The sequence below is a fragment of the Candidatus Megaera venefica genome (assembly GCF_034554655.1).
Classification (GTDB): Bacteria; Pseudomonadota; Alphaproteobacteria; order Rickettsiales; family Rickettsiaceae; genus Megaera_A; species Megaera_A venefica.
Genome location: NZ_JARJFB010000037.1, coordinates 1 through 12,467 on the forward strand (window position 1 = coordinate 1; position 12,467 = coordinate 12,467).

The 12,467-nt window shown below is 37.5% G+C and carries 14 protein-coding genes; all 14 read right to left on the reverse strand.

Annotated elements, in window-relative coordinates; genetic code table 11:
* Nucleotides 1-183: 183 nt before the first annotated feature.
* The 14 genes from Megvenef_RS03410 to Megvenef_RS03475 all read right to left on the reverse strand — a co-directional run bounded on the left by Megvenef_RS03410 (nt 184) and on the right by Megvenef_RS03475 (nt 12,116).
* Nucleotides 184-1,083 (reverse strand): hypothetical protein, encoded by a 900-nt coding sequence (locus tag Megvenef_RS03410; RefSeq protein ID WP_322776592.1) that lies wholly within the window; start codon nt 1,081-1,083, stop codon nt 184-186.
* A gap of 2 nt (nt 1,084-1,085) precedes the next feature.
* Entirely contained in the window at nt 1,086-1,547 is a 462-nt protein-coding gene (locus Megvenef_RS03415; RefSeq protein ID WP_322776593.1) for a hypothetical protein, read from the reverse strand.
* A gap of 53 nt (nt 1,548-1,600) precedes the next feature.
* Nucleotides 1,601-2,098: a hypothetical protein gene (locus tag Megvenef_RS03420; RefSeq protein WP_322776594.1), complete on the reverse strand. Its 498-nt coding sequence runs from the start codon at nt 2,096-2,098 to the stop codon at nt 1,601-1,603.
* A 23-nt stretch (nt 2,099-2,121) separates the two neighbouring features.
* The gene (locus tag Megvenef_RS03425; RefSeq protein WP_322776595.1) at nt 2,122-2,493 is read right to left on the reverse strand and encodes a hypothetical protein; all 372 of its coding nucleotides are present in this window, start codon (nt 2,491-2,493) and stop codon (nt 2,122-2,124) included.
* Nucleotides 2,480-4,975, reverse strand: coding sequence for a TraC family protein (locus Megvenef_RS03430; protein ID WP_322776596.1), 2,496 nt, complete (start codon nt 4,973-4,975; stop codon nt 2,480-2,482). Before Megvenef_RS03430 ends, Megvenef_RS03425 begins: the two co-directional genes overlap by 14 nt.
* 12 nt (nt 4,976-4,987) lie before the next feature.
* On the reverse strand, nt 4,988-5,329 hold the full coding sequence (locus Megvenef_RS03435) for a hypothetical protein (RefSeq protein WP_322776597.1): 342 nt from the start codon (nt 5,327-5,329) through the stop codon (nt 4,988-4,990).
* On the reverse strand, nt 5,326-6,591 hold the full coding sequence (locus Megvenef_RS03440) for a TraB/VirB10 family protein (RefSeq protein ID WP_322776598.1): 1,266 nt from the start codon (nt 6,589-6,591) through the stop codon (nt 5,326-5,328). The genes Megvenef_RS03435 and Megvenef_RS03440 overlap by 4 nt, the downstream gene beginning before the upstream one ends.
* Complete coding sequence (locus tag Megvenef_RS03445; RefSeq protein WP_322776599.1) at nt 6,591-7,292, reverse strand: TraK domain-containing protein; 702 nt, start codon at nt 7,290-7,292, stop codon at nt 6,591-6,593. The genes Megvenef_RS03440 and Megvenef_RS03445 overlap by 1 nt, the downstream gene beginning before the upstream one ends.
* Before the next feature lie 15 nt (nt 7,293-7,307).
* Nucleotides 7,308-7,922, reverse strand: a complete 615-nt coding sequence (locus Megvenef_RS03450; RefSeq protein WP_322776600.1) for a TraE/TraK family type IV conjugative transfer system protein — start codon at nt 7,920-7,922, stop codon at nt 7,308-7,310.
* A gap of 10 nt (nt 7,923-7,932) precedes the next feature.
* Nucleotides 7,933-8,205: a hypothetical protein gene (locus Megvenef_RS03455; RefSeq protein ID WP_322776601.1), complete on the reverse strand. Its 273-nt coding sequence runs from the start codon at nt 8,203-8,205 to the stop codon at nt 7,933-7,935.
* A gap of 4 nt (nt 8,206-8,209) precedes the next feature.
* A complete protein-coding gene (locus Megvenef_RS03460; protein ID WP_322776602.1) occupies nt 8,210-8,542 on the reverse strand; it encodes a hypothetical protein in 333 nt (110 codons plus the stop codon).
* Between the two features lie 238 nt (nt 8,543-8,780).
* On the reverse strand, nt 8,781-9,035 hold the full coding sequence (locus Megvenef_RS03465; protein ID WP_322776603.1) for a hypothetical protein: 255 nt from the start codon (nt 9,033-9,035) through the stop codon (nt 8,781-8,783).
* 10 nt (nt 9,036-9,045) lie between these two features.
* Nucleotides 9,046-10,689: an autotransporter outer membrane beta-barrel domain-containing protein gene (locus tag Megvenef_RS03470; RefSeq protein WP_322776604.1), complete on the reverse strand. Its 1,644-nt coding sequence runs from the start codon at nt 10,687-10,689 to the stop codon at nt 9,046-9,048.
* Nucleotides 10,686-12,116, reverse strand: coding sequence for a DnaA N-terminal domain-containing protein (locus tag Megvenef_RS03475; RefSeq protein ID WP_322776605.1), 1,431 nt, complete (start codon nt 12,114-12,116; stop codon nt 10,686-10,688). The genes Megvenef_RS03470 and Megvenef_RS03475 overlap by 4 nt, the downstream gene beginning before the upstream one ends.
* Nucleotides 12,117-12,467: the final 351 nt, after the last annotated feature.

A 12,467-nucleotide genomic window follows, 5' to 3' on the forward strand; every position in this document is an offset into this window, starting at 1 on the left:
CTCTATCAATGTCCATATAAATAACAAAAATAAGCCGACTCTCACTATCTTAAAGAATTTACTATTAAGCCCTTCACCGATATGAGGTTGTAAAAAATTACACTCTTCGTTATCGTTTTGAATTTCTGTTATTGTTTTATTGCTCATTTTATTACTTTTTTAAACTTAACTCTTTAGTATTAGTTATAATTTTAATTCCTCTATCTTAAGCCGTAGCCCTTCCTGTACTGCAACGGCAGGGCTTGCCTTAATACTGAATTTAGTCGTTAACTCACCTTGTTGATCAAAATAGATTTTGTTTTCATGCTCCTTGCCTAGCTCTTCTTTTAGTTTAAAGACGCTCCCGCCGACTAAAATGATTCTGTCTTCGATCGGCTCATTTTGATCGGCTAGGTTGTTACTTATTTCAAGATTACTTACGGTTAATTGCGATTTTAACCATTTTACTTGAGCTACCTGCCTACTATCGATAAAAAATAACCTCCTGTTTAAATCCATATGTTCAAGGGGATTTACTTTTGTACCAGCCTTGTGCAATATTTTGCCACAAGGTAACACCGCATCCTCTTCTAGTGTATAGGTAGGGTCGAAATAAAAAACTCTGCTTTTAGTAGCTGGTAGCAACCATTCAACAGCTTTGGGATTGAGAACTCGATCTTTGACAATTGCAGTCATTTTCTCTTGTTCTTTTTTCATATCAACTTTCTGCAATCTTTCATCTATCATTCGTAAAAACGGTTGCTCAATTATTTGATAAGTATGACCCTTTATACCGAAGTCCTTGGCATCGGCATTGAAGTTGATTGCAAAAATCATGAGTATCTTTATGCTTACAAAATTAATTCTTTTGTTTAGTCTCGTGTTTTGTAATAAAGTTTTTATTATTTTTATTGTTACAATTCTTATTTCAAACAATGCAATGGCAGACTTAAACGATCTGCAAAAGAAATTGGATTTATTACAACATGAAATATGGCAATATTCATGGTTACTTTTTCCTCTAGGAGTAGCAATAGACCGACTTACTATCCAAATATTAAGAGGGCGCATAATTATTTCCGCTATTGTTTTCGCATTTGCCATGTTTATTGCTCGTTATACATTGCTTGAAGTTTAGGCAAATCGTGAGTTAGCATTTTAATCAGTTTAGTGTTACCAAAAATAATAACCTTTTCTTGTTCCGACTTAAGACAGATTTGCCCTATAATGCCTACAATGTTTGTAGCGGTTAATGTGTAATATCCGCTTAATTCAGATACCAAACTAAATCCGCACTTATTTAGCAAAATGAATAATTCCGTTAAATCTCCTTGAAAATAGAAATAATTATCTACAACACTTACTTGACCGCTTTTATATGCACAAATTATATAAAACACTGTCCAAGAGCCTACGATAAAAGGTATAAAAAGGCTAAAACCGTGCAAACCGGTAAAATACAAAAAGAACACCACAAACAAGCTGTTTATCGATGATATTAAGATATTCCTCATACCTTCGACATAATATAAACTTAATAAGTTCAAATATTGTTTTTTATTGCTCACTTTAATTACTCCACTAAATTTTTAATCATTGCCGTCATTATTTGTTTTTCTATTTATGTTGCTTTGGTGGTATAAATTGTTTTTAATGTAACCAAATCTGCATTCAGCATTTTCAATAAATGAACATTGCCGAATACAATGCATTTGACGCTAACGCCCGTTACCGTTAATTTTTTGTGACATCCAACCCTAAACCTATTTTTTAACAAATAGTAATCTCCTGCTTGTTCTTGCAGATCAAAGCCACATCTATTCAACGAAATTATAAGCTCTGATAAATCACATTGGATATTAATAAAATTATCCCCTCTATTTATTTGAAATGATTTTTTATATCCCAAGAAAAATGTACCCAATATAGCTATTGGAAATACTATCAAGATTAACAATTGCTCTATCCATGTGAATTTTAAGCTAAAAATCATCTGATTAATTAGCCAAAATACAAAAAACAGCGCAACATAAACTAGGCCTTTCTGCAGTCTAGATACGCTTTCAAAATATTTTAAACTTTCTAGTTTTGCTGTTTTGCTCATCTCTACTTTTCTCATAATTTAAACCTGCGTTTTTACCTTCATTCCGTATCCGCAAATTGTACTAAATTCTTGATAATCTCCTCGTGTACTTGTTTTGAAATAGAGCGCACGTTGCGTCCGTATATTTTACTATCGGTGAGCAGTACTAACACCTCTTCTTTACTCGTTCGGTTTTGCGCTTGTTCTATGTATTTAATAGCCGTTTCAGGTTTACCGAAAAATAATTGCTTTTCGCTTGTTGGGTTACTAGCAATTCTTGCCTTCTCGATATTCAGTATCTCTGCTTGCGAGATATATAGAACTTTCATGTTTTTAATGCCGTATCTGCTTCCTATAAAAAAGGAGATACCGGTCAGAATCGCGGTAAGAGTAATAAACATTATTATCGTTATTTTTCTATTTTCTTGCATTAGCTTTTGCCTTAATTAAATTATCGATTGCTTGTTCCATAGGTACACCAGCAGCTTCTTGGTTGTTCAAGAAGTTAAAGTCACCGCTTTCGGTCGAGAATACCGCCGCGCTAAAGGGATCTAATATTAATCTACCGACAACATCTATGCCCGATGAAGAGAGTAACATTTCAGAATATTTTCCGTTCTCAAACAACAAAGACTTAAGTAGCGGCACTTTTTCTTTAAATTCAGAATGGGATTCAAAGTCGGTAAGAGAATTAGGCGGTAATATTATTTTCCAAGCACTATTTTCAAAAATAGCTCTGCGGTGGTTATTATTATTCTGAGTCTCTCCTGCGGTTTGCAAGTCGGCAAAACATTGAGTACAAACAATTAAACTTCCACCGTAACGCCGTAGGTTTCTGGCAATAGCCGCTAAGAAGCCCGCACAATGCTCAAGTAACATCCATGCTTCATCAACGATGATCATGAATTTCTGCGATCTATCTCCCGTTAAGAATTGACTAGTTATTTGCATCAGCAGAGTTTGAAGAATAATGGCTATCAGCTTGGGTTGGTCTTTAACATGTTCAAACTCAAAAATAGTAATAGATTTATTAAAGTTGGCAGGCTTCTCGCCCGAGAAATATTTACCGAACACTCCTTCTCTAGTGTATGAAAATAGACTGGTTGCAAATTGCTCTAAAACTTCCGATTTAGATTCTTTCAAAAAAGCAACAAAGCCTTGCAAGTCTAGTTTAAAGTCGGCGGCAATGACCGCATCTTTCAAAGCTTTTTCTAAACTCGCGGTTTCAAATTCTCCTTCAGCTCCGCACATAATGCTAAGCAACTCCTTAGCGCAGACTACCAATTGATTAAATTCGGTCTCAATCATATTAGGCTTTAGACCGACAAAAGGATTAATGGTAAAACTAGATAATGCTCCAAACTCTATAATCTCCCCGCCGAGTAGCTTAGCAAGCGGCGCGTAGCTCGCGCCGATATCGAGAATAAACATCCTAGTACCCGCAGCTAGCATAGTATCGGCAAGACATTGGAGGAATACCGATTTACCGACTCCTGATGGTCCGACTACGTTAATGTTGAAATTACCCGCTCCTATTCTATGGTAGGGATTCCAGTTAAATAATTGACCGCGCCTACCGATAAAAGGTACTCCAGATAACGGCACGCCATACCATTCTGCGTGGATCGGCAGTTTTGCCACTACCTCTGACGACAATACAGGTTGCACCAATTTTTTTGCTTTTAGTTCTTGCCAGAAATTAGCTGCGTGCATAGGTAGAATTCCTAGTATCGCCTCTAAATGAAAATAATCTAAACTACTCAAGTAAAAGTCTTGCCCGTTATATTGGGTAATGATTTCAGCGCATACATCGTCTATATTTGCATCGAATGCGCTTGCAACTAAAATCCATGAATCACTCAAGATGTTATCTTCGGTAGCTAGCCTTCTGATAATCTCTCTCCACTCTGAGGCTTCAGCGTGGAGAGCCTTGTCATGACGCGCATACGGACGCTCTGCCGCGTCTATTATTCTTTTACCTCTGGCCGTAAAGGCTTTTTTACTTTTATGATCGTTGCTAATGGTATAGCTAATGAGAAATCTTGCAGGCAGCGGGGATTTTTCAGAATCACCTAGTAAATTTATGTTTTGTAACAATGACCAGAATGTAGGCATGCCCGTAACGCTAAATGCTCGGTGAGCAATATCGGTTTTAGTATTAACAAAGCTACGTTTTTTGCTCTGGTAATAATTACCGCTAGACAAACATTGATTATTAATTAAATCAAGCGGAGCGGTAGATTTATAGTTGGCGCGCATGCCCGGTTCAAACTCAAGTATTTCTCTGCAAATTCTGATTAAAGTATTGATGTCACCTATTTTAGGTTGTAATTTTAAACTACCGAGTTTGCTCATTAATGTTTTGCGAAAGTTTTGCAAATCCGTAAGCGAAGCTTCGTTGCAGTTTCTATAAATAGTGCTGTAGGAAACAAAGAGTCTAAAGACTCTCGGTAAACGCTTGCCGCTATTATGAAAATTCGCTGCCATCTTGCGTAAATATTCTTGCCGCTCCTTGGTCATTCTTTGCAAAATAGGATCAGGTGCGCTACGCCCGTTACCCCAAAATTTTAAAAAATCTTCAATGTCCGAACTTGCCAGCAAGAAAAATTGTAGGAAGCCGCCTGCAGGAAGCTCTTTGGCAAAAAACTGATTAAGGTTTTTTACCACCGAATCATTAACACCGACTAACGGACAAATCTCTAATAAAAAACCCGCAGCAGAGTTTGCTAGCAAAAAGCTCTCAGTTTTTGGATCAAAATATCTGTAACTTAAATAATCTTTTAAACTTTCAGCTCCGTTTAGGTTATTTTCAAATAACGCCCTCTTTGATCGCTCAAAAGTCTCGCAGTCGGTTCTATCAAAACCGATTATGCTAGCTGCTTTATTTGCAAAATCCTCATAAAGGTTTTTCATTTATTTACTCGCTTAAAAATGTAAATTCAAATTATTAGCATCTAGATCGTCTAAACTCTCCTCTAGCTCATCTTGGACGTTAACCGCTTGATCTTTTTGTTTTAGTTTTAGAATTTCAGCGGTCGGTTTTGAATAGCAGGTTTTACCGTGGCATTTTTTAGCTTTATTTTTGTCTTGATAAGCCTCTTCGATTTGTCCCGAATCAATTTGTTTATCAACCTCATGGAGCATAGTACAACCTAGTCCTCTAGCATCACCGCACTTGAACTTGTTTGGGTAAGTTGAGCAAGATGTGATAGTCAAGCTAGCTAGTAGCATTATTATTGTTTTGTAATGTTTTTTTGTTATGCTCATTGCCCCGTCCTCTCCGCATTAATTACTTCCTCAATATCAACTGAGCCGATCTCAACAGATTTAGTAAAGACTATGTCTACTTTTGTGCCGCCCGGTACTAAAATGACGGGAGAGATGTTCTCGGCTAGCCTAATGTGATAATCGGCTAATTTCTCGGCGGCAGAGCTTGTACCGCTAAGTAGACCGTCCTGCGCCATGTCTTGCATACCTTTCTTTTTAGTGCTTACCGCTCCGAGAGGTGTAATCTGAAGTCCGTTCTGTCCTTTTGCACTATTACTAAATCCACTAAGTACCCCTCCTATCACTGCATTCTTTAAATGTTTATCCGACATTGACACAACAGAGCCGCGAATGCCGTTTGCTCCGTCATCACCGTATATAACTCCCGATACTTTTGTGCTGATAACAAGCCCCGCCTCTTTATCCTCGCAGACAAGTTCTTCCGCTCTCACAATCGCTCTTTCTGAGGATATGTCGCCGTAAGCACTTGCAAGTAGGCGGCACTGTTTCATATCAACGGCAAAATCCTTTGGTAGATTACCCCTGCTAGTTAGCTTGATTATTACGGGTATCGGCTCGGCAGCGGAATTGACCGAAGTAGAAACCGCAATACCGCCGAGCAAATGACCGCTAACATAACTGGTTGCCGGAATATAGTTAAAAGAAGATACGGGCGGCATGGTGACGAGTTTGGTATTGATTGCCGTGATACCAAGCTCCGCTGCTATGGTCTCGTTACCGTGTTCAGGAGTTAGCGAGGCTATATCCTGCTGAATGTTTTGATTATCTACTTTCAAGCGATCTATTTCGTTTAAAGCATAAGAAAGACGTGATTTTAGCTCATCAAGTTCCGTGTTTACCTCTTCCTTACCCGCTTCTTGGCTTTTAGCTACCGCGTTTTTAAGTAATTCAATTTGCTGCTCTCTTGTCTTGCCTTCGGTTTCGATCGACTCTTCAAGGAAGTTTTGCCATTTAACGTCCGCCTTAGTTGCATCCGTTCCAAGTTCTATCTTGGTATGTTTTGTGGCTATGTTGCTATCATCGGCAATATTTGCCTCATCTAAGCTATCTTTAGGTTTATCGTTTGATGCTATAAAGAATAACAATACGATAAAGCTAATTATTACTAAAACCGCCACTATACTTAAGTTAAACCATTTTTTTAAAGTGATTTCTTTTTTACTCAAAGGTTTGTCATTACCTACAAAATAGGAACTTATTTTTTCTTGTAAATTTTCAAAGTGTTTTTTAAAATCTCCCATTATTTCCCCGCTAGTTTCTGTACTACTAGTACGGTTATTGTTTTTTTAGGTTCTATAACCGATAAGTTCGGATAAAAACTTTTGACGTTGTCAAAACTCTTTGCAAAAATAGACACGTCTAGGGTAATAGGATTCTTAGTAGGATTGGTAATTTCAAATACCCCGCCTGCTAGGTTCTTGTATTTGTAAATTTTACTCTGCTCTACTTTTAAGATGCCGATATACCTAAGTTTTTGTCGGTTGGTGTTTTGGACGTAAAACTTTCCTCGTGAGTTATCTTTCATTGCTCTTAGCATCTCTGCTATATCGCTTTTTTGGACACGTTCGAGATTTAAACTAGTTTTACCGTCTATAATAATCGACTTACCTTTGATATCAGATACTTGTAACTCTAAGTCCTGTGTGATACCCGCATTATTTCTGATGCTAATTTCTACGTTTTCACCGACTGAGCTAAGGGGCATAAAATATATATTCGTGCCGTCCTCATCATATTTAAGACGAAACTTACTATCATCTCCCGTCACTTGCGTGATTTTATAAGGCGGATTAGATATACGGTTTAAGCCTGTTTTAGATATTTTTATCTGCAACGGCTCATTATCTTGCGCTTGGTAAGTCTCGCCGCTTGCAATATGGCCGTAGAAAAATAAACCGTAATATATTATTAACTTTAATATTTTATGCGTTGCTTTATGCATCTTCAAACACTGCTTTTAAGTTGATTTATTTTGTTCTTCTTCTTTATTCTGATCATTACCCTCTTTTGTTTTTGGCTTAACTTGGGTAAATTCCTTTAATTTTAAATGACCGCCTACATAGTCAAAAGACAACAAGTATTTAAGCGTATTTTGCTCAAAACCTCTCTTACCGAAGGTGCTAGTCAACACCCCTTCTATAACAACTTGTAGATTTTTAGAATCCACCTGCATTTGCTTCGGTGCAAAGAACGTTGATAAACCAAATTTCTTATGCTCATCCTCTTTGTCGGCAAAATAGCTTTGCAACGATTTAAGACTTTGCTCCGATCCTGCGCTCGCATGTTTTAGAATGATATTTTTCTTGAGGGAAATAGTATCGGCGGTTAGATCAAGCAGCGCAGAGACAAAAAGTAACGCGGTTTCTTCTAGGTAACTTTGCGAAACAACCGAACCTTCAACCGCTAAATCTTTAGTAATACCCGGTACCATGATAATACGCTCGGTCGTGCTAGATATTTTAACAACCAGTAGGAAATTAGCGATGACGGCAAGTAAAGTGCAGCCTGCAAAAAAGTTGCGCTGACGCATTATGCTAGTATTTTGCAACCGATCTTCAGTATTTACTTCCATTCATGTTCCTTTAAAAAAATTTCTTCACTGACGAGCTAGGCAATTGCGTTTTGGATAATTTAGGAAAATACCAATGTATTAAACGCTGCGCCTTACCGTCATGTAGCGATTTAGATAAAAAATCACCGACAAAATACCCCGGAATCGCCCCGCCAACGCTCCACATAAAACCTAAAAACATCATTGCCACAAGGCAACCGACCAGACCGCAAATAACGCCGAGCAATGCCATGCCGTAAATTTTTGCTTCCGCTCGCAGCGGTTGCCAAATCCTTGTTTGCATAAACCTAACCTAAATGTAGAACTGTTTGCGCTAGCTTTACCGCCGCAGCAGTACCTAAAGCACCGACACCGAAAGCTATGCCTTTTTGATACATGTCCTGACCTCTTACTAAAAAAGTAGTAGCTCCACCGACCGCAAAAGCAATGAAGCCCAGATTTTCATTAACTAGGGTATATATTGGGGTTATTAGATTATTTTTAATATTTCCTACATTAAACCAATCTGCTTGCGCGGGAGCAATAAAGCTAACAGTGCAAATAGTTCCGATGTATAAAGCAAGGCCTAGGTTTTTCTTTAAACGCGCCGGTGATTTTGTTTGTGTCTGTAGTTTTGTCATTATTATTTTCCTTTTTATTTTTAGTTTAATTAATTACCGATTTTTCTTTTAGATACTTAGATTTACACATGGATATCTATATTCTTTGGTTCTAGTGAGTGGTGTTTTATGATTAATCACTCCTTGCGATGCTCCAAATTTTTAACAGGCGGATCAGAGTGTTTTTCCATTCGATAAAGAAATAAAAAATAGAAAATCATAAACACTACCGCTAGAACGATAAAAAACAGGTTTGCTTTCATTCTTGCTCCCCTTTAAATAGTGCTACGGTTAGTTGATGCAGCTCATCGATTTCATCGCGCAGCAACTCAAAAGAAGTTCTTGTTGATTTTAGTCCCGCTATTAGCAACTCATTTGAATCTAAGTTTACCAAACCACACTCTATATACGCCTTAATATCTTCTTCTTGCCTATCTAGCTTAGAATCTATTGTCTGCAGCTTGTTTAATATGAAAGTTAGTGTGTCTCTTATTTCTTCTGTTGTTCCGCTCATAAAAAAACCTCTAAATATTAATTCTTAATTTCAAATAACCTATATGCCCTAAGTATTTAGGTTGAGCCGTTCTCTCGTAACCGATGCTCGTCTCTATTCTCTCCGATGCTAAAGTTAAACTTGCTCCCAGATTATATGAATCTTTGGTAACGGAGATTTTGTTGCAAGATAAAATCCTGCCGCTTGCATTTCTAACTTTTAGTTTTTTTGATTTAATAAAAGGTGAATTGGTATAACTTGCAGTAACCTCGGGGATTAGCTGAAAGTTCTCATATTCAAATGTAGTGGCAAGAGACAAGCTAGGCGTAATAGAGAATTTTTGAACGTAGGTTTTGTCAGTATTAAAATTACCTTGTTTTACAGCGGCAAATTTTACTCCCTCATAAGAGCCAGTAAGGCTTGGTACTAGTACCAGCGAAGCTAGCGGTATATAATAATTAGCACCGATGTTTGCGCCAAAAAGCTCGCCTTTTAATTTAAAGCTATTATCTTCGCTTAAGAACGATTGATATTTGGTTTTACCGTAGAGTTTACCCAATGTAATATTACCGTGAATAACTAACTGCTCGTCAGCTTGCATGCTGCCATAAACAGAGCCGATTATAGAACGGGTATTAGTAGAGAAATCAGTGTGGCTTTTTTTATCATTATTACTAGAAGCGACTTTTGGTTTTAAGCTATTGATGTTATAGCTTAAAGCAACACCTAAAATTGTGTCATCATCGATTTTGCCGTCAAAACCTATTGTTGCTCCACCTATATTGTGTTTTATTTTGCTAGAATATTTAGCTTTAAACAATCCCTTACCTACAATGCCCGACACCCACGCGCCGTAATTTAATTGCTCATCGCCCGCAGATATTCCAGTATCACCGTTATCCGCTAGATGTAGATGTGATAGACGATTTATAAGCAATGACGATAAATTGCCCGTTTCTTGATAAGCTAGCTCGGTTGTAGTCTCTATGTTGTTTTTGGTAAGATTAGCTTGAGCTAACTCTTGGCTTGTTACTATCTTCTGATATAGGCTACTCAGGGCATTTAACTGCATTATGCGAATAGCCTTTGCATCGGTTATGTCTTTTAGTACCTCTCTTGCAGCCTCATAGGTTAAAGCGTTCTGATCAAGCATGCTAAGAGCAATCAGATTCTCGGCAGTAAATGCTCCGCAACTTGAGCTGTCATTTTGCTGATGCACTTGCAGATCGATAATCTCCGCATTCGGTACAAGTTTTTTAATAGCTTCTATGTACATGCCGCTCTCGGTGGTAGCTCCGCCAAGACTACTCCCGAAAGAATCATTGTAGAATACTACGACATCACCGTTTACTTTCGTCCTGATAGCAAGAGCCGTCCAGTGATTACCATTTAAGTTCACGGGTATTAATGCGGGTAAACCAGCTCTTGCTTCATTTAAAGCAGCGGAAGCTACATCGTTAATTAATGATGGAGAATTCAGTACGGCAGGGGCAACGTAAACCGCGTTCCCAAGGCGGTTAGTAATGACTCCTCTAATATCTTCATCCCCGTACCAATAATTAATATTAGCAATCTCGGGATTAATGTTAATAGCAGATGCGGCGTTATTAAATCCCGTAATAAAGATGGTAGGTATAACAACCGTAGCCATAAGGTTTTGAAGGTATTTTTTCATACGCACCGCACCTCCTCTAAGCTGTAACTATGCAAGCTACATAACTTATCTATCAGATGACTATAATTACTTTGTACCCAGTCTTTGATAAATTTAGTCGGGGCTTTTAAAGTAAGTTTTTTAGCGTTAGAATCTACCTCAGCCGTTAGCTTACCGAACCAAGCATTATCCATGGCGTTACCGCCAGAGCCGTAATAATCAATCAAGCCTTGTCTGATTTTACCCCATATTCCTTCAAAGCTTTTAGTGTCTTCTTTTTGCAAAGCACGGGGTTGTTTGAAAGAAGCATCGGTTGTTTCCGCGTCTTGAGATGAGGTGATGTTAAGACGGTTGATATGATCGCCGTATACCGATTGTACCTGTGCAAGTATTAGGCGGTGTTCTGATTGACTCAAGGTCAGCTTTTTACGTAGAATAATTTTAAAATTATCGGCTTTTAAAGATTCGGTATTATCAACAAAGCTAGCCGACATTAAAAAGTCGTAAGCAATGCTAGGTTCTAATATCCCAGCTAGTTTGCGGCTTAATTGCATTTTAGCAGAAGTATCTCGGCTATTTTCAATTTCGTTTAGAAATTCCTCTCTAGCCTTAGTGATGTTTTCCTCAGAGGTGATGTTGCCCTTGATTCTGAAGCTCTCGTTACTAATCTTTACCGCATCTCTCATCTCGTAAGCCAAAGCTTTACCCATGTATTTAATAAATGCTGCTTTATGAGGAAAACTATGATTCGGTAGTTTAATGCTTAAGCTCTGTAAGATTTCGTTAATAGCATTGCCTGAGAACTCTCGACCGCATAAGTATTGCATCTTATCAATGTCCGATTGAGTCAATGGATAAAATGAAGCGAGGCTAAATCTTTGTTTGTAAGTAACAACGCTAATCGGCGAATCTTGATTTTCTAAAAAAGAATTTGAAACAAAACTAGATTCGCTAGATCTAGATTTCTTATTATTTTCTTTCTTATCTATATTATCTGAGGAAATTTCAGGAGAATCAGTCTTCTCTTTTCTACCGCTTAAGGGAAATTTTTTTGCCTGATCTTGGCTATTTAATTTTAAGACATTCTCAATATTCAAAACAAGAAACATCTCGTTTGTAAAACGTCTGCCTCTTACTATAACGGTTCTAAGGCTTCTTTTAAGTAATTCTGCTTGTTCAAGCCTAATAACGGCATCCTTTGCCTGCGAAATGCCGAAGTTGAATTTACGCTTAAAATAATTGAAATTTAATTGAAATTCGGTATTGCCGTTATATCGATGCAAAAATACTAGCTCGGATAGAATGGCAATAGCGGTAGTATCAGACTTACCGCACGGGCGTAGTAAGCGATGATACCAATTAGAGGGAACTATATTCCCGCTGATGGAAATTTTATTGGTCTGAGGTTCGGCATTATTGCATGCGCGGTCTTCTTGTGTTACAATCATATTGTTCTCATATTCGTGTGTGAGAGTTATACTACCACCTTGATGCTATTAGTTTGGCGACTGAGCATCAGGTGGGTTTTTAAACATTCATTTATATCAAAATAAAATCTGTTTTTTTAATAATCTTACTTTTATCTTTTATTTGACAGAAAATAAACTTCTTGATATAAATCCAGAGTCTAATTGAATATTAATAATCATACTAGGGCTTTATTTCTACAAAACTATAAACACGTATTTTTAAAAACCTATACCTGAATATATATAATCATTTATAGTTAGTCCCTCCGTCAAAACTCTCCCCGCCTGAATTAACAAGGGGTTTCATGTCATAAACAGCTTACAAAATCC

What these genes read in the sequence shown, in the direction of transcription:
- Megvenef_RS03410 (WP_322776592.1), bottom strand. Translation starts at nt 1,083, where the DNA reads ATGGCAAATGCGAAAACAATAGCGGAAATAATTATGCGCCCTCTTAAT.
- Megvenef_RS03455 (WP_322776601.1), bottom strand. Translation starts at nt 8,205, where the DNA reads ATGCAAACAAGGATTTGGCAACCGCTGCGAGCGGAAGCAAAAATTTAC.
- Megvenef_RS03475 (WP_322776605.1), bottom strand. Translation starts at nt 12,116, where the DNA reads ATGATTGTAACACAAGAAGACCGCGCATGCAATAATGCCGAACCTCAG.
- Megvenef_RS03470 (WP_322776604.1), bottom strand. Translation starts at nt 10,689, where the DNA reads ATGAAAAAATACCTTCAAAACCTTATGGCTACGGTTGTTATACCTACC.
- Megvenef_RS03430 (WP_322776596.1), bottom strand. Translation starts at nt 4,975, where the DNA reads ATGAAAAACCTTTATGAGGATTTTGCAAATAAAGCAGCTAGCATAATC.
- Megvenef_RS03440 (WP_322776598.1), bottom strand. Translation starts at nt 6,591, where the DNA reads ATGGGAGATTTTAAAAAACACTTTGAAAATTTACAAGAAAAAATAAGT.
- Megvenef_RS03460 (WP_322776602.1), bottom strand. Translation starts at nt 8,542, where the DNA reads ATGACAAAACTACAGACACAAACAAAATCACCGGCGCGTTTAAAGAAA.
- Megvenef_RS03445 (WP_322776599.1), bottom strand. Translation starts at nt 7,292, where the DNA reads ATGCATAAAGCAACGCATAAAATATTAAAGTTAATAATATATTACGGT.
- Megvenef_RS03425 (WP_322776595.1), bottom strand. Translation starts at nt 2,493, where the DNA reads ATGCAAGAAAATAGAAAAATAACGATAATAATGTTTATTACTCTTACC.
- Megvenef_RS03465 (WP_322776603.1), bottom strand. Translation starts at nt 9,035, where the DNA reads ATGAGCGGAACAACAGAAGAAATAAGAGACACACTAACTTTCATATTA.
- Megvenef_RS03420 (WP_322776594.1), bottom strand. Translation starts at nt 2,098, where the DNA reads ATGAGAAAAGTAGAGATGAGCAAAACAGCAAAACTAGAAAGTTTAAAA.
- Megvenef_RS03435 (WP_322776597.1), bottom strand. Translation starts at nt 5,329, where the DNA reads ATGAGCATAACAAAAAAACATTACAAAACAATAATAATGCTACTAGCT.
- Megvenef_RS03450 (WP_322776600.1), bottom strand. Translation starts at nt 7,922, where the DNA reads ATGGAAGTAAATACTGAAGATCGGTTGCAAAATACTAGCATAATGCGT.